Raw genomic sequence first — 15,815 nt, 5'->3', positions numbered from 1 at the left:
AGGTTGCCGCGCGATGCGCGTGCAATCCGGGGCCCTTCCGTTTTAGGAGTGCCCCATGCTGAGCCCCGAGCGAATCCAGGCCCTGTGTGAGTCGTCGCGTCCCAAGCTGGAGGCCATGCGCGCCGCGCTGCGGGCCCATGGCAGTGCGCTGGTGGCGTTCTCCGGCGGCGTGGACTCGACGTTCGTCCTGAAGGTGGCGGTGGAGGAGCTGGGGGAGCGGGCCCTGGCGCTCACGGCGCTGTCGGCTTCGGTGGCCCCGGAGGAGGCGCAGGAGGCCCGGGAGCTGGCGGAGAAGATGGGGGCCCGGCACGTCGTCCTGGGCAGCAACGAGCTGGCCAACCCGCAGTACGCGGCCAATCCCACCAACCGCTGCTACTTCTGCAAGACGGAGCTGTACGACATCTGCGAGGCGAAGCGGATGGAGCTGGGCCTGGCGGTGGTGGTGGACGGCTTCAACGCGGACGACTTCAAGGACCACCGGCCGGGGCACAAGGCGGCGCGTGAGCACGCGGTGCGCTCTCCCCTGGCGGATGCCGGGCTGACGAAGGAGGAGATTCGCGCCTGGAGCCAGTCGCTGGGGCTGCCCACGTGGGACAAGCCGCAGATGGCGTGCCTGGCGTCGCGGATTCCGTACGGCACGGCGGTGACGCGGGACAGGCTGCTGCAGATCGCCGCGGCCGAGTCGGAGCTGCGCAAGCTGGGCTTCCGGCAGTTCCGCGTGCGCTACCACGGCGAGGTGGCGCGGCTGGAGGTGGCCGCCGAGGAGTACGAGCGGTTCCTCGTCGCGGACGTGCGCCAGCGGATCAACACGGCGTTCCTCGCGCTGGGGTTCAAGTTCGTGTCGTTGGATCTGGAGCCGTTCCGCTCCGGCCGCCTGAACGAGGCTGCTGGCGTGACGAAGCCCGTGACCCCAGAGTCCAGGGGCTTCGCGCTGCCCGTCGTGAGCTAGGGCTTCGGGATGAAGCCGGTGCCGACCATCCGGCCCTCGACCTTGCTGTTGTAGGAGGTCGGGGTCCAACCGAGGGCTCCGAGCTCGACGGTCGTATCGAACTGGAACGCTTGAGGGGTGGGGTACCCCTGGCTGTCCACTGAGCCAGTGAAGGCTGGGCTGACGGGGCCTGCCCTGAAGCCGAAGCTTGAATTGGCGATGAGTCCTGCGAGGGACACCGAATGGCTGTCGGGCTGTGCGGACAGCCTGAATGTCATGGTGTGCCCTGAGAGCCCGCCGCCTACGTTGTAGTGCAGGGGTTCGAGATAGTCCCCCCCGAACTGAGCCGTCAGGGGACCCGTGGTGACTTCGAGGTTGAGAGTCCCATCTGGCCCAGGTGCAAGCCGAGTCAGCGTCACGGATTCGAAGCCGAAGGCGAAGGGCCTGCTCTGGCCTTCCATATAGGTGCAGGAGCAGGGCCGGCCACCGACGTGCACTTTGGTGAACTCCATCTGTCCGATGAGCCACCCACCCTTGTCCACGCTGAAGCCAACCTCCGCGGTGCCAGGTTCCAATACCCTGAAGAGAAATTGCACCGTGGTCGACCGATTCTCGATGACCGCGACACGCACGGATTTGGGAGAGGTCAGCGTCGACCGGACGCGCTTCCCAGGTGCGTTGGGCGTCAACTCCTCGAGGTGGTAGTCGCCCTTGATTTCGACGTTGTACATGGCCATCGGAAGTTGGATGGAGAGCGTGTCCTCGCCGGTGTCAGTGAGGGACCGGTTCTCCGTCCCGGTGATTTCGAAGGTGGCCCCTACCAGCCGGTAGGTCTTCCCCTCCGGGCTGGTCGTCACCAGCGGGAACTGGACAGCGCCTTTTCCCGGCTCGTACTCACTGGGAGGCTCGGAGGGACTCCCGCACGCGATGACGAGCAGTGCGAGCGCGAGTGTGCCAAGGCTTGAGGTCTTCATGGTCAGGCGCTCCGTGCGGCGGTGTTGCTCTGGGAAACTGACTCCGACTGGACTCCGGGGCTGGAAGACGGCGACGGGCCCATGAAGTCCGTGTCCGTGAAGCCCTCGGTGGGTATCTTGAACAGGAAGCGCACCGTGACCGACTTGCCATCTGAAACCGTGAAGCCCAGGGGGTTGGGGGAGATGAGCGTCGCGGCAATCGCCTGACCGGGGGCGTCGACGCGCTCGATGTGCCACTCGCCCTGGAGTTGGATGGTGTACCCACCCCCTGGAAGCTGCACGGCCACCGTGTCTGCGGACGTGTCGGTGATGGTGTGGTTCATCGGTCCGATGATGTTGAACGTCGCGCCCACCAAGCGGAACGTCTGCCCATCCGCCCCCGTGGAGAGCAACGGCACCTGGATGACGCCCTCGAAGTCGGAACCGCCCGTCAATCCCGGGTCGGACGTCCCGCCGCAGGCCGCGACGAGCAGGGCGAGCAGCAATGCGCGCAGGCTTGAATTCTTCATGGACATGGTCTCCAGCAGGGTGTTGACCGTAGGAGTACGGATGGGCCCGGGCAAACGGGTGGGGTGTCGCGTGTCGAATCCGCGTGAGCCTCGGGGCTGGTAGAACCCCTATCGCAAAATGGCTCGCGACCGCACAGTGACGTGGAGAGGGCTCTCGGGACTGACGTGCGCCTGGGGGAGCACCGCCGTGCTGATCACCATGCTCCTTCCGAGCACCTCACCGGCCGCCGAGTACGTCGACTCTCCGTACCAGGACCGGCGCGCCTTCTCGCTGATCCTCGGACCGGGGGCCTCGTACACGGAGCTGATCAACGACGGGGACGGGGAGGCGGTGCAGGGGCTGGATGCACTGCTCGACGTGGGGGCCTCCCTCACGGTGGGCCACGACGGGGACGAGGTCTTCGTGGTGATCCGCGGCAGCCTCCGGGAGCCGGATCTCTCCCTGGTGGGGGGCTTCCGCAGCTTCTTCGGGGACGAGTCGTGGCAGTCCTTCGTGGATCTCGGCGCCGTCGTGCGGCCGTTTTCTGGGCCGTGGGTGGGGCCTCGCGTAGCTTTCGGCCTGCGACACACCTTCTCGGAGCGGTTCGCGGTGTACGGGGGACTCGGGCTCACGCTCGGGTTCGGATCCGGCCTCCGCGCCGATGCCGAGGGCTTCACCGGGCTGCAGTGGATCTTCCCGGTAGGCGGATCCGAGTGAAAATCTTGCGATCAAAAAGGGCTGTGAGATGGTGTGCGCATCTGTAGGAGGTTGCGCACTTGGACATGAATCCCCGTCTCACTTCGGTGGTTTTCCGGCTCAATCGCGAGAAGCTCGACGCTCTGAAGGAGCTGTCGCGGACCACCCGTATCCGTCAGAGCGAGTACCTCCGGGAGGCCATCTCGGATCTGCTGGCGAAGTACGAAGAGCGTCTCGTCGACTGAAGCAGTGAAGCGTTGATCCGCCGCGCGTCACCCGGGCAGGAAGGGTGGCTCCAGCGGCAGCCCTGGAGGGTGGAGACGCTCCGGGGCGGTGAAGGGATCCACTCCCGGAGGGTAGCGGACCTCCCAGAGCATCAGGCCGTGAGCGGGCGCCTTGAAGCCCTCCATGGCCGCCCCTGTCTCCAGCGCCGCGAGCCAGGCCTCTTCTGGCAGCAGCCCCGCCGCCACCTTCAGCGCGCCACCCACCACGTAGCGCACCTGGTAGCGGGCAAAGCCGTCCCCAACGAGCCTCGCTTCATAGAGCCCACCGCCTCGCTCGTGCAGGGTGGCGGACTCCAGCGTGCGCGGCTTGCGGGGGCTGGACTTCTCATGGAACGCGATGAAGTCCCGCGTGCCCGCGGCCATGGCGAGCAGCTCCGCCACACGCTCGGGTTTCACCGTCGCGCCTTGCCCGTGGAGCCCCACCTCGCCCGCCACGTCGAGCGAGTAGGGCGCCCACTCCGGCTCCGGCGCGCCGCCGCCCAGCCGCATCCGATATCGGTACCCCTTGCCGCTCGCGCTCCACTGGGCATGGAAGGAGCCGGGGCGGCGCACCAGGCACAGGCCGAGCCCTGGCGACAAGTGCGCGGGCAACCGCTGCGCGAGCGACTCCGGAGAATCTCCCGCCTCCAGCCGGACGCTCACCACCTGCATGCGGGCATGGACTCCCCGGTCCGTCCGCCCCGAGGGCATCACCGTCGCGGGCACCCCCACCGAGCGCAGCGCCCCCTCCAGGGCCTCCTGGACGGTGGGGCCCTCCGGCTGGCGCTGGAAGCCGCGGAAGTTTCCGCCGCGGTACCAGATCCACAGTGCGACGGGAATCCGCTTGGAGGTCGAAGAAAGCACGGCGTTGCGAGGGCGCGGGGTAACACGGGATAATCGCGCGCGAAATGGCGGCTGGACAAGAACTCGCGGCGGACGTGGATGGGCAGTGGCTCTTCCGACATGGAGACCTGGTCCTCGGACCGGTGAGCGGCTCCCAGATTGTCGAGAAGCTCAAGACGGGTGAACTCACGCCCGATTCCCCCCTGGCCCTGGCCGGCGAGCGGGACTTCCACCCCATGAAGGAGGTGGAGCCCTTCAAGGTGCATGTCGCGCTCTCCGAGGCGCGGGTGCGCGTGGACGCGGCCGTCCAGGTGGAGCGGGAGAAGAACCACAAGCGCGTCATGGTGCTCGGCGGCGTCGCGGGCGCGCTGGCCCTGGTGCTCGGAACCGCGGGCCTGTTCCTGGCGCGCAACGCCGCGGTGCACGGCTGGTTCGGCGAGGACGAATTCGAGGGCATCGAGATGGAGGCCCCCGTCATCCGCGTGGCGCAGGCGCGTCAGGACGACGAGGAACTCTTCGAGTACCCCACGCAGGGCACCGCCCGGCCGAACAGGCCCGCCGACACCGGCACGACGAAGCCGGCCACGGGGACGAGCAAGCCCACGGCCGTGGCCTCCGCCTCCCGTACGGAGGACCGAAAGCCGCCGCGTCCCTCGGGGAGCGTGAATACGGACGCCGAGGGCATGGAGGTCGCCCAGCAGTTCGACCAGAGCGCCATCAACCGCATCGTCGCGGGCAACAAGTCCACGCTCTTCAAGTGCTTCAAGGAGGAGGCCGAGCGCAGCCCCGGGCTGGCCGCGAAAATCCCCCTGGAGTTCGTCATCGGCAACGACGGCAAGGTCAACAAGCTGTGGGTGGACAACCCCCAGTTCAAGAAAGGTCCACTCTACGACTGCCTCTTCGTGGAGCTGCAGAAGTGGCCGTTCCGGGCGTACGACGGAGAGCGGGCGACGGTGGGGCTCTCATTCAATATCGGCAGGAAGGGCTAGGGCCACTTTCTTGCCCACCTCCCGGGCATGCCCCATACCGGGGCCATGTCCGCCGCATCCGTTGCAGAGACCGAAATCGCGAAGAAAGCGCTGAGCGTTCCGCCGGGGACCTTCCGTCACACCGTGCTGATGGCCGCCAAGCGCTTCAAGTCCACCTGGGCCGAGCTGGGGAAGTTGCTCGTGACGGTCCGGGACGAGGCGAAGTTCGAGGAGTGGGGCCACCCCACCTTCGAGGCCTACTGCCTCAAGGAACTGCACATCAAGAAGCAGACGGCCCTCAAGCTGACCCGCTCCTTCAGCTTCCTGGCCAAGCATGAGCCCGAGGAGGAGCTGCGGGCGCAGGAGTTCCCCGAAAAGGCCCCTGCCTTCGAAGTGATTGAAGTGCTGGCCGACGCCGAGGAACGGGGCCAGTTGTCTCCCACTGAATACAAATCCCTACGTGACAGCATCTGGAGCCCGGAGAAGTCGCCGACGGAGCTGAAGAAGGAGTTCACCGAGCGCTTCCCCCGTCCTCCGCCCGAGCCGCCGCCCGAGAGCCTCCAGGTGAGGAAGCTGGCGTCGATGGCCCGGAAGCTCGCGAGCGAGCTGGCGGGGTGCCGCAAGATTCCGAATGCTGTCGCCGAGCGGGCAGCCGCCCTGGCGGATGACGTCGAAGAGCTCGCCTCGGGCGTGACGGACGCCTGACCCACTGTTACTGAACGCTCACCCGTCGCGGACGCTGTACGCTCCGTAACGGGCCCGCACCGTTGGGCTTCCTGCCCAGGGGGGAGGGCCCTATAGTGGTTGTGGGCCCCATGTAGGTGGGGCCTGGCGGCTGTTCGAGACGTGGGCAGGCCGTTTGGGTAGGGGAGCGGTGGACGGCGAAGTGGCTCCGGGGGATCCGGGGTCGGCGAACTCGGAGGCGGCAGTGAAGAAGGAGCACCACGTCAACCTGTCCTGCTCGTTCTGCGGAAAATCGCAGCGCGAGGTCCGCAAGCTGATTGCGGGACCTACGGTCTACATCTGCGATGAGTGCATCAAGCTCTGCAACGACATCATCGCGGATGAGAACGAGCGTGAAGAAGGCAAGCCTCAGGTCAGTCTGCCAACGCCCTCTGAAATCAAGGCGTTCCTCGATGAGTACGTCATCGGGCAGGACCAGGCCAAAAAGGTACTCGCTGTAGCGGTGTACAACCACTACAAGCGCATCTACCAGAAGAAGCCAGCGGCCAGGCCGCGCCCGGGCGTGAAGGGTCCGTCGGGCGAGGAGGTGGAGCTGAGCAAGAGCAACATCCTGCTCATCGGCCCCACGGGCAGCGGCAAGACGCTGCTGGCCCAGTCGCTGGCACGCTTCCTCAACGTCCCGTTCACCATCGCGGATGCCACCAGCCTCACCGAGGCGGGCTACGTCGGTGAGGACGTGGAGAACATCATCCAGAACCTGCTCCACAACGCCGACTACGACGTGGAGAAGGCGGCTCGCGGCATCGTCTACATCGACGAAATCGACAAGATCGCGCGCAAGGGCGACATGCCCAGCGCGACCCGCGACGTGGGCGGTGAAGGCGTGCAGCAGGCGCTCTTGAAGATCATCGAGGGCACGCGCGCCAACGTCACCCCGAGGGGTGGCAAGAAGTACAACCAGCAGGAGTACGTGCAGGTCGACACGACGAACATCCTGTTCATCTGCGGCGGCGCGTTCCACGGCATCGACGGCGTCATCAAGCGCCGCGTGGGCGAGAAGGGCCTGGGCTTCGGGGCGCGAATCTCCCACCGCGAGGACCGCAGCGTGGGCGAGCTGCTGGCGCTGACGGAGCCGGAAGATTTGATGAAGTTCGGGATGATTCCCGAGTTCATCGGTCGTCTGCCGATGATCGCCACGCTGAATGATTTGAAGGAAGAGGACCTGGTCACCATCCTCGCCCAGCCGAAGAACGCGCTGGTGAAGCAATACCAGAAGCTCTTCGAGATGGAGAAGGTGAAGCTGACCTTCACGAAGGAGGCGCTGCGCGCCATCGCTCGCGAGGCGATGCGCCGTCACTCCGGAGCGCGTGGCCTGCGCGCCATCCTCGAGGACGCGATGCTGGAGATCATGTACGACGTGCCGTTCCGAGAGGGCGTCAAGGAGTGCAAGATCACCGAGACGGTCATCACCCGTCACGAGGCACCCCAGCTCGTCATGGAGAAGGAGAAGAAGACGGCCTAGCCGTCCTCGCTTCTTCGTCCGTGGTTCAAGGCCCCTCCTTCCCGTGTGGAACGAGGGGCCTTCTCATGTCCGGCGTCAGTCGACGGTGGCGGCACTGCTCGAAAGAGACGCGGGGATGGAGACGATGAACTCGGTGGACTCGCCCAGGACGCTCTCCACCCGAATCTCGCCCTGGTGCTCCTGGACGATGTCATGGCAGAGCGACAGGCCCAGGCCCGTGCCGGAGCCGGCGGGCTTGGTGGTGAAGAACGGGTCGAACAGCTTCTCGCGAATCTCCAGCGGAATGCCCGGCCCGTTGTCGCGCACGCGCAGCTCCACGCGGTCACCCTGGCGGCGGGTGGAGACCCGCACGCGTGGGACGAAGCCCGCGTCGGCCTTCTGCTGCTTCTGCACCGTGGCGTAGAAGGCGTTGTCGAGGATGTTGATGAGCAGGCGGCTGATGTCGCCGGCCACCACCTCCACGTTGCCCACGGAGGCGTCCAGCTCCGTGTCCGTCTCGACCGTGGCGGCGCCCTGCCGGGCTCGCAGCCCCTGCACGGCCAGGTTGACGCTGTCGCGAATCAACATGTTCAGGTCCGCGCGGCTGCGCGAACCCTCCGAGCGCCGCGAGTGCCGCAGCATCGTCTTGATGATGTTGGACGCGCGCCGCCCATGGGACTGGATGCGCTTGGAGTTCTGCTTCAGGTCCTCCAGCGTCTCCAGCACGTCCTCCGCCATGGCGGCGTCGAACTTGTCAGCCATTCCGCGCAGCGTGGAGTCCAGCTCGTCCGCCAGCTTCGCGGACAGCTCCGAGAAGTTGTTCACGAAGTTGAGCGGGTTCTGCAGCTCGTGGGCGATGCCCGCGGTGAGTGAGCCCAGGGAGGCCAGCTTCTCCTGGGCCACCAGTTGCCGCTGCATCTCCTGGATGCGGCTGAGCGTGCCCGCCAGCTCCACGTTCTTGCTCTGCAGTTCCGCGGTGCGCTCCTCCACGCGCCGCTCCAGCGTGTGGCTGTACTCCTCCAGGCTCGCGTACAGGCCGGCGTTCTCCAGGGAGATGGCGGCCTGGAAGGACAACAGACGCAAGACCTCCAGTCGCTCGGGCGTGAAGGCGCCTCGCGTCGCGTCGTTCTCCAGGTACAGCACGCCGGTGAGCGAGCCCTGCTTCAGCAGCGGGCTGCACAGCACGGACTTCGGCCTCGCCTCGCGGACGTAGGGGTCCTCGGAGAAGGGCTCCTCCGCCGTGGCGTCATCCAGGAGCACCGTCTCGCCCGTGCGGACGACGTAGTGGACGATGGAGGCCGGCAGCGCCGTGGAGGACTCCACTGACACGGCCTGGCCTTGCAGCACCCGGGCTCCGTCCACGGAGCCCTCCGCTTCGATGAAGAGGCCCTCGGGCTTCTTGAGGATGAGGAAGCCGCGCCGCGCGCCCGCGTTCTCGATGAGCAGCGTCATCAACTTGCGCAACAGCTTGTCCAGGACGATTTCGCCGGACAGCGCGCGTGCCGTCTTGAGCACGGACTCCAAGTCCAGCGCGGCCAGCGGAGTGCCCCCGGACTCCTCGGTCCTCACCGGCTCCGGCGCGGCGGAGGTCAACAGGCGCGGATGCTCACGCTCCAGTCGCGAGACGAGCGCCCGCGCGCCCCAGCGCAGATACGCGCTCCGGGCCTCTTCCAGATACGAGCGGGCCACCCGCTCGCGGCCCGTGGACAGGTGGAAGTGAGCGGCCCGCTCGCAGGCCACGCCCTCATCGAGCGACAGCCCGTGCTCGCGCGCCAGCCGGATGGCCCGGTCATATCCATCCGCGGCAATCTCCGCGCGTCCGTCCACGCGTGCGCGCTCCGCGTCCAGCAGCTCCGCGCGCGCGCCGTAGTTCATCGGGGCGATGCGGGCCCAGCCGCGCATCTGCTTGCGCAAAGCCTCGATGGAGCGCGACGAGCGGATTCGCTCCACCGGCCCTCGCGAGGGATGCAGTTGGAGGAGCGCCAGGCCCTGGAAGAACTTGTACCAGGGCAGGTACATCTGCCCGGCGATCAACTCCACGCGGGCGTCCACCGCGGCGGCGCTCTCCAGCGCACCGCGCGCATCACCCCACAGCCAGCGCCGCATGGTGCGCATGACGTCGCAGGTGGCGATGCCATTGGCGTACCCGAGCTGGTGATACGGCGCGACGATGTCCCGCTCACGCGCTTCCACGTCCCCCGTGAAGGCGCCCGTGAGCACGTCGAGCGTGTGCCTCGTGTACTGGAGGAAGGGCACGTTCTGGTGCCGGTGCGACGCGAGCGCATCCATGAAGCGGTCGACGCGTGGACCGTGCTCCGCCAGTCCGTCCCGCGCGATGAGCGACACGGCGCAGCCCGCGCTCGCGTTGTACGCGAAGTACTCGATGTCTCCCGTCTCCTGGCCCTTGCCCGCGCCCGCGAAGAAGTCGTCGATGCACGGCGACAACGGCTCCTTCCAGTGACGGATGAAGAGGTTGAAGACGAAGTGGACCATCGACCGCAGGCTCTCCGCGCCGAAGCGGTCCAACGTCTTCAGCGCCAACCGCCCATAGCGATACCCCTCTTCGGGGTTGCCCAGGTGGACGCTGAGCATCAGGCCGTAGCCCACGTAGCCGAAGGCCGCGGTGCCCGTGGCGCCGTGACGGATGGAGATCTGCAGGTTGCGCAGCACGACGAGCGGGAACAGCAGCGGCCGGGCCATGAACGCGGCCGTGGCCAGCTTCATCATCACCCGGAGCGTGGCGAGCAGCAGCGGGTCCGTCAGCTCCGGCAGCGACTCCAAATCCTCGGGCTTGCGCAGGCCCAGGTACATCTTCGTCTTCGCCACGGCGGCCAGGACGTGCGCCTGCTTGGGCTTCGCGGGGAGGTGCTGCCCCAGCGTCCCCAGGACTTTCAGCCCCAGGTCCACCGCGCGCTCGTGCTCGCCCCGGTGCGAGTGACACTGCAGCCGCACCAGATGAACGCGGACCTGCTCGAGTCGGTCCGCCGCGTGGGCCAGCGCCGTGCTGGCCAGTCGCTCCATCTGCTCGAAGTCCGCCGCGAGGTACGCCGCCTCGGCCGCCTCGACGTGCAAATCGAACGCGAGCGAGCGGTCCCACTTCCAGCCCTCGTCCCCGAGGAGCTGTCGTCCCGTCGTCAGCAGCCGCAGCGCCGCGGCCCAAGCACCGCGTGACTTGGCGCCACGTCCCGCGCGCAGGTCCAGCTCCGCCACGCGGTGGCGCTCCTCCGCGTCCTTCAGGACGGGCAGGGCGAGGTGGAAGTGGGTGACGATGTCCGCGAGCTGCTCGTCCAGCATCTCGGGCGGCGTGTGCCGCAGCAGCAGGCGGCCGATGCGCGCGTGGACCTCCGGATGCTCACTGACGGGCGTCAGCTCCAGCGCGGCCTGCTGGACGCGGTCATGCGCGAACTGGAAGCTGTCGCCGCTCTCGGTGTCCGCGAGCCGCTCACCCACCGGTGCCACCAGGCCCGCCTGGAGCACTTCGTCCAGGGCCTCCTCCGCCTGCTCGGGCGAGCGCTCCAGCACCACCGCGAGGTTGCGCAGCGTGAAGGTGTGGCCGAGGGCCGCCGCGATGGGCAGCAGGGCCTGGGCGCCAGGGCTCAGTTCGCGAATCCGCGCGGTGAGCAGCGCCACCACGCCGTCGCTGAAGTCCTGACCGCGCAGCGCTCCGCCATCCCAGCGGAACCCGCCGCCCTCCGCGTCGAAGCGCACCAGTCCGCGCTCATAGAAGGCGCGCAGGAGCTGCACGGCGAAGAACGGATTGCCCTCCGTCAACGAGAGTACCACCGCGTCGAGCTGCGTGTCCGGCTGGCCCGCCGCCGCGGGGAAGACGTCGGCCACGAGCTGGGTGATCTGCTCGGGGGACAGTGGCTCCAGGTCGATGCGCTGCACCGGCGTGCCCGCGTCGTGCAGGGCCTGCTTGAGTGCCACCACGGGGTGCTCGGGGCCCAGCTCCTCTGAACGGCAGGCGCCGACAACGAGCAGGTGACTGAGTCCCCGGTCCGACAAGAGCAGGCGCAGCAACTGGAGGCTGGCGCTGTCGGCCCACTGGAGGTCATCCAGCACGATGACGAGCGGGTGCTCCTCCGTCGCGAGCACCCCCACCAGCTTGCGCAGCACGAGCTGGAAGCGAAGCTCGGATTCAGCGGGGCCCAGCTCGGCGACGGGAGGTTGCTCGCCCAGCACCAGCGCCATGCGCGGTACCGCGTCCACAATCAGCCGCCCCATGCCGCCCAGGGCCTCCAGCAGGCGCGCGCGCCAGTCTTCCAGTCGCTCCTCGCCGAGCAGGCTCCGCGCCACCTCGCGAAAGGCTTCGAAGATGCCGCTGTAGGGCGTGTCGCGGAGGAGCTGGTCGTACTTGCCCCGCACGAACAGGCCGTGCTTCGCGGACACGGGACGCTTGAGCGTGCCGGTGAGCGCGGACTTGCCCATGCCGGCCGCACCGGTGAGCAGCACGAAGCCGGAGCGACCGGACGCGGCGCGCTCGAAGGCGGCCCTCAGCTCGGCTTGCTGCGGCTCGCGGCCATAGAGCTTCTCGGGCGCGGCGAAGCGCTCGGGCACGTCCTTCGTGCCCAGCTCGAAGTCGGGCACCGAGCCCGTCGACTCCTCCATCGCATCGAGGCAGCGCTGAAGGTCGGCCACCAGACCGTACGCGCTCTGGTAGCGGTCCTCGGGAGACTTCGCGAGCAGCTTGAGGACGAGGGCGGAGAGGGGACGCGGGAGCTCCGGGGCGAGGTCATGCGGAGCGGGCGGCGGCAACGCCACGTGCGCGTGGATGAGCCCCAGCGCATCGGTGTCCGCGAAGGGCCGACGGCCCGTGAACAGCTCGAACAGCATGACGCCCAGCGAGTAGAAGTCGCTGCGCGAGTCGACGCTGCGGTGGGTGCGTCCAGTGCCCTCGGGCGACAGGTATTCGAGCGTGCCCTCCAGGCGCTCGGGAGCGACTGGCGCGACCTCGGCGCGAGCGCGGCGCGTGGCCAGGGTGAGCCCGGTCAGCTTCACGGAGTTGCCATCCGCGCTGAGCAGCACGGAGGCGGGCTGCAAATCCCTGTGCAGGATGCCAGCGGCGTGGAGCTGGCCCACCGCGCGGGCGATGGCGACGGCGAGCCGGCAACCGGCGCGGGCCTCCATGCGGCCCGAGGCGAGCCGCTGCGCGAGGGTCGTCTCTCCGAAACCCTCGAGCACCATCACCGACATGCCGGGGCGCGACTCCTCCAGGGACAAGGGGTGGAGGACGCCGTCGAGGCGCAGGGCGTGGGTGAGCTCGAATTCGTGGCGGAGGCGGTTCGTGAGGGAAGGGGGCCGAGTGGGCTCCGCGACCTTCAAGGTGACATGGGCCCCGTCCTCGGCGCGGGTGGCGCGGAGGAGCTGGAAGGAGCCGGAGGCGGAGAGCGCTCTGTCGCTACGGTAGCCAGGAACCTCAATCATTGCTCAACCCGTGCGCGCAGGGGCGCGGCACCCCCCCGTGGAGGCCTTGGACGCGGGAGGCTAGCTGTGCCCCCCCACGCTCGCAACAGCGCCCGGTCGCTTCGCCCGGCTGGGTTGCCTGCTCGCTGGAGTGGAGCGCGCGGCCCGGGTGTGCCATGGAACCTCCACGGTGATGCGACCTTCGGCCAGGGTGGAACCCGACGCGCGGCGAGACGGCAGGCGCGTCCTCGTCATTGGAAGTGGTTTTGGCGGGTTGGCGGCGGCGGTTCGACTGGCCGCGAGAGGCTGGCGCGTCACCGTCCTGGAGCGCAGGGACGGCCCTGGAGGTCGGGCCCATGCGTTTCAGCAAGACGGATTCACCTTCGACGCCGGGCCCACGGTCATCACCTGTCCGCACCTGCTCGAGGAGCTGTGGGCCCTGGCTGGACGGAAGCTGGCCGACCATGTGGAGCTCAGGCCGGTGACGCCGCTGTACCGGATGCGCTTTCCGGATGGCTTCACGTTCGACTACCACACGGACAAGGAAGCGATGTTGGAGGCCGTGCGGCGCCTCTCGCCTGGAGACGAAGCGGGCTACCTGTCGCTCAGTGCCCGCGTCGAGCGCATGTACGAAGCGGGCATCGGTCCGCTGATGAGTGCGCCGGTGCCGCACGTGCTGAGCCTCGCGCCCTTCACGCCGGCGCTGGTTCGCGATGAGGCGTTCCGGAGCATGTACGGCCTGGTGTCGCGTCACGTGAAGGACGAGCGGCTCCGGCAGGCGTTGAGCTTCCATCCGCTGCTCATCGGCGGCAGTCCCTTCACGCCCGCGAGCGCGGTGTACACGTCCATCCAGTTCGTGGAGCGGCGCTGGGGTGCGTTCTTTCCGGTGGGAGGAACGGGCGCGCTGGTGCGGGGACTGGTGTCCTTGCTGGAGTCGCTGGGCGGCGAGGTCCGCTACGGCAGCGAGGTGTCGGAAATCACGGTGGAGGGGCGCAAGGCGACGGGCGTGCGGCTCGGGGATGGTGCGTGGCTTCCCGCCGAGGCCGTGGTGTCCAACGCGGACGCGGCCTGGACGTACCGGTATCTGCTGCCCAGGCATGTGCGCAGTCACTGGACGGACACGCGCATCCAGCAGGCGCGGTACTCGATGAGCGTGTTCCTCTGGTACTTCGGAACGCGGCGTCGGTATCCGGAGGTGGCGCACCACACGCTGCTGTTCGGTCGCGACTTCAAGGGCATGTTCTCCGGACTGGCCGGGCCGGGGCTGCCTTCCGAGGACCCGCTGCTGTATCTGCACCGGCCCACGGCGACGGACGCGGGACTGGCTCCACCGGACCACGATGCGTTCTACGTGCTGGCGCCGGTGCCGCACCTGGGAGACGGGGCCAGTTGGAAGACTCGGGCGGAAGTGTTCCGTCGCAAGCTGGAGGCCCGGCTGTCGCGCACGGTGTTGCCCGGATTGGCGCAGGAGTTGGTGACGTCGCGAGTCTTCACGCCGGAGGACTTCCGGGATGACTTGCGCTCCTTCCTGGGCGCCGCGTTCAGCTTCGCGCCCACGCTGATGCAGACCACGTTCCTCCGGGCCCAGGCCAAGAGCGAGGACGTGGACCGGCTCTACCTCGTGGGGGCGGGGACGCATCCAGGGGCCGGGCTGCCCGCCGTGTTGTGCTCCGCGAAGATTGTCGACACCGTCATGGCCGGGGCCTGAGCGCGCGGAGGCGGGGCGCTCACGAAGGGATTGAGGGCAGGGGAGCACGTACCCGAGAATCAGGCCACGGAGGAGCGCGTGCATGGCGGCGGTCGACGAGCTGGCCCACTGTCACATCATCCTGAAGGCGGCGCTCCAGGCCGCGAGCCCGGAAGACCGGCCCACGGGTCCGTGGGCGTTGGGCGGGCCGCGTCCCGTGTGTCCGGCGGCGGGGCAGGTGGAGCTGGGGTTGTGGTTCTCCTCGCTCGTCGCGCCGCACCTCTCGGACCGGTTCGAGGAGGCCGTCGCGCGACGCGTGCTGGACCATGTGCGTGAGTTCCTCGCGAAGCCTTCGCGCCTCACGCAACAGGAGTCCCTCTCGCTCGGGCATCAGAAGCAACTGACCAGCCACGCGGGCCGCGCCTACCACCGGCTCATCGCGGACTCCCGCTCCGAACCCAAGGAGACGGATGCGCTCGCGGTGGCCCGGCGCACGGCGGGCGCGGCGGCGGCGCTCTGTCGCGGCAAGGACACGTATGTCCACCTCACCGCGGCGGTGGCTCGGGTGGTGAAGTACCTGAGCGAGCCGGAGACGCGCGGTGACTTGCGCGTGCACGACTTCCTCGTGGAGCTGGACGCGCGCATCCTCCGGCTGGAGTGTCAGGCCGCGATTGCTCCCTTGCTCACGGCGGGCACGCCCTCGCCGGACCTCGACACGGTGCTGTGGCGTGTCGATGGTGGCAAGGGCCAGGCGCGGCACTTCATCGCGCGGCTTCGGGGTGGAACCTTGGGGCTGGTGACGAAGCTGGGCGCGCGCTGGGCCTGGGTGGAGGGAGGCCGTGATGAAGTCCTCGCCTCCGTGCCCGACGCGCTCTTCGAGAACGCGACCCGCACCGTCATGGCGAGTGAGTGAAGCGCGAGCGCCGCACGGAATGGACTCGCGTGGCGCTCGGGTGAGGCACTCAGTCTTCCTGGGGGTCCTGACAGTAGTTGTAGTTCAGGTAGATGTCGCACAGCGGTTTCAACTGGCTGTTGTGCTTGATCCCTGTAATGCAGTTCGTGCTCGCGGACGTGTACAGGACGTACTGACACGAGTTGAGATACATGACGTCGAGGCAGCGACCCGTCTGGTACCCCGCGTGATCCGTCTGGCATCGCGCGTTGTAGATGGGCTGCTCCACCGACCCCTGGAACTCCTCTTCGGGAGTCGCTTCAGGGTCTTCGATTCCGCATCCCATCAACCCGACCACCACCAAGAGCCCATACGTCAACCGCGAAAGCATGCAGCGCATGGTGTTGCCTCCGTGTCTGGGTCAGCGCGCGGAGACTAGTGGGAGCGCTCCCGCCAGGACAAGTCAGCGGCAAGGCTTCGCGCCCAG

The 15,815-nt window shown here is 68.1% G+C and carries 13 protein-coding genes; 8 read left to right on the top strand and 5 right to left on the bottom strand.

Going from position 1 to position 15,815, the window contains the following annotated elements; all coding sequences use genetic code 11:
- Nucleotides 1-55 precede the first annotated feature (55 nt).
- Nucleotides 56-949, top strand: coding sequence for an ATP-dependent sacrificial sulfur transferase LarE (gene larE, locus LZ199_RS14345; protein WP_253994246.1), 894 nt, complete (start codon nt 56-58; stop codon nt 947-949).
- On the opposite strand, the gene LZ199_RS14340 is transcribed toward larE, so the two are convergent.
- Nucleotides 946-1,902 carry a hypothetical protein gene (locus LZ199_RS14340; protein ID WP_253994245.1) on the bottom strand — a complete coding sequence of 319 codons (957 nt, stop codon included), beginning with the start codon at nt 1,900-1,902 and terminating at the stop codon, nt 946-948. The two genes, larE and LZ199_RS14340, sit on opposite strands and share 4 nt — an antisense overlap.
- Before the next feature lie 2 nt (nt 1,903-1,904).
- Complete coding sequence (locus tag LZ199_RS14335) at nt 1,905-2,411, bottom strand: hypothetical protein (RefSeq protein WP_253994244.1); 507 nt, start codon at nt 2,409-2,411, stop codon at nt 1,905-1,907.
- Nucleotides 2,412-2,598: 187 nt separating this feature from the next.
- Here LZ199_RS14335 and LZ199_RS14330 point away from each other — a divergent pair, with 187 nt between their 5' ends.
- A complete protein-coding gene (locus tag LZ199_RS14330; protein WP_323389642.1) occupies nt 2,599-3,108 on the top strand; it encodes a hypothetical protein in 510 nt (169 codons plus the stop codon).
- A 59-nt stretch (nt 3,109-3,167) separates the two neighbouring features.
- Nucleotides 3,168-3,332: a ribbon-helix-helix domain-containing protein gene (locus LZ199_RS14325; protein ID WP_141644788.1), complete on the top strand. Its 165-nt coding sequence runs from the start codon at nt 3,168-3,170 to the stop codon at nt 3,330-3,332.
- Between the two features lie 27 nt (nt 3,333-3,359).
- On the opposite strand, the gene LZ199_RS14320 is transcribed toward LZ199_RS14325, so the two are convergent.
- Nucleotides 3,360-4,214, bottom strand: a complete 855-nt coding sequence (locus LZ199_RS14320; protein ID WP_253994243.1) for a tRNA pseudouridine synthase A — start codon at nt 4,212-4,214, stop codon at nt 3,360-3,362.
- A 44-nt stretch (nt 4,215-4,258) separates the two neighbouring features.
- Here LZ199_RS14320 and LZ199_RS14315 point away from each other — a divergent pair, with 44 nt between their 5' ends.
- The 3 genes from LZ199_RS14315 to clpX all read left to right on the top strand — a co-directional run bounded on the left by LZ199_RS14315 (nt 4,259) and on the right by clpX (nt 7,367).
- The gene (locus LZ199_RS14315) at nt 4,259-5,182 is read left to right on the top strand and encodes an AgmX/PglI C-terminal domain-containing protein (protein ID WP_253994242.1); all 924 of its coding nucleotides are present in this window, start codon (nt 4,259-4,261) and stop codon (nt 5,180-5,182) included.
- Between the two features lie 27 nt (nt 5,183-5,209).
- On the top strand, nt 5,210-5,866 hold the full coding sequence (locus LZ199_RS14310) for a hypothetical protein (protein ID WP_253994241.1): 657 nt from the start codon (nt 5,210-5,212) through the stop codon (nt 5,864-5,866).
- Between the two features lie 223 nt (nt 5,867-6,089).
- Nucleotides 6,090-7,367, top strand: a complete 1,278-nt coding sequence (gene clpX / locus LZ199_RS14305) for an ATP-dependent Clp protease ATP-binding subunit ClpX (RefSeq protein WP_163864690.1) — start codon at nt 6,090-6,092, stop codon at nt 7,365-7,367.
- 75 nt (nt 7,368-7,442) lie between these two features.
- Here the strand turns inward: clpX and LZ199_RS14300 are convergent, their stop codons facing one another.
- A complete protein-coding gene (locus LZ199_RS14300; RefSeq protein WP_253994240.1) occupies nt 7,443-12,770 on the bottom strand; it encodes a trifunctional serine/threonine-protein kinase/ATP-binding protein/sensor histidine kinase in 5,328 nt (1,775 codons plus the stop codon).
- 172 nt (nt 12,771-12,942) lie between these two features.
- On the opposite strand from LZ199_RS14300, the gene crtI reads away from it, so the two are divergent.
- Both crtI and LZ199_RS14290 read left to right on the top strand, forming a co-directional pair.
- On the top strand, nt 12,943-14,457 hold the full coding sequence (gene crtI, locus LZ199_RS14295) for a phytoene desaturase family protein (protein WP_253994557.1): 1,515 nt from the start codon (nt 12,943-12,945) through the stop codon (nt 14,455-14,457).
- Between the two features lie 82 nt (nt 14,458-14,539).
- Complete coding sequence (locus LZ199_RS14290; RefSeq protein WP_253994239.1) at nt 14,540-15,349, top strand: hypothetical protein; 810 nt, start codon at nt 14,540-14,542, stop codon at nt 15,347-15,349.
- Nucleotides 15,350-15,398: 49 nt separating this feature from the next.
- On the opposite strand, the gene LZ199_RS14285 is transcribed toward LZ199_RS14290, so the two are convergent.
- Nucleotides 15,399-15,728 carry a hypothetical protein gene (locus LZ199_RS14285; protein WP_253994238.1) on the bottom strand — a complete coding sequence of 110 codons (330 nt, stop codon included), beginning with the start codon at nt 15,726-15,728 and terminating at the stop codon, nt 15,399-15,401.
- Nucleotides 15,729-15,815 lie beyond the last annotated feature (87 nt).

It is taken from the genome of Myxococcus qinghaiensis (genome assembly GCF_024198215.1).
Taxonomy (GTDB): Bacteria; Myxococcota; Myxococcia; order Myxococcales; family Myxococcaceae; genus Myxococcus; species Myxococcus qinghaiensis.
The sequence above is the reverse complement of the archived record's forward strand: the minus strand, read 5'-3'. Positions and strand labels throughout refer to the sequence as shown.

Excerpts from the sequence above, each read along its gene's own strand:
- crtI (WP_253994557.1), top strand. The coding sequence starts at position 12,943 with ATGCGACCTTCGGCCAGGGTGGAACCCGACGCGCGGCGAGACGGCAGG.
- LZ199_RS14315 (WP_253994242.1), top strand. The coding sequence starts at position 4,259 with ATGGCGGCTGGACAAGAACTCGCGGCGGACGTGGATGGGCAGTGGCTC.
- larE (WP_253994246.1), top strand. The coding sequence starts at position 56 with ATGCTGAGCCCCGAGCGAATCCAGGCCCTGTGTGAGTCGTCGCGTCCC.
- LZ199_RS14340 (WP_253994245.1), bottom strand. The coding sequence starts at position 1,902 with ATGAAGACCTCAAGCCTTGGCACACTCGCGCTCGCACTGCTCGTCATC.
- LZ199_RS14335 (WP_253994244.1), bottom strand. The coding sequence starts at position 2,411 with ATGAAGAATTCAAGCCTGCGCGCATTGCTGCTCGCCCTGCTCGTCGCG.
- LZ199_RS14300 (WP_253994240.1), bottom strand. The coding sequence starts at position 12,770 with ATGATTGAGGTTCCTGGCTACCGTAGCGACAGAGCGCTCTCCGCCTCC.
- LZ199_RS14310 (WP_253994241.1), top strand. The coding sequence starts at position 5,210 with ATGCCCCATACCGGGGCCATGTCCGCCGCATCCGTTGCAGAGACCGAA.
- LZ199_RS14285 (WP_253994238.1), bottom strand. The coding sequence starts at position 15,728 with ATGCGCTGCATGCTTTCGCGGTTGACGTATGGGCTCTTGGTGGTGGTC.
- LZ199_RS14290 (WP_253994239.1), top strand. The coding sequence starts at position 14,540 with ATGGCGGCGGTCGACGAGCTGGCCCACTGTCACATCATCCTGAAGGCG.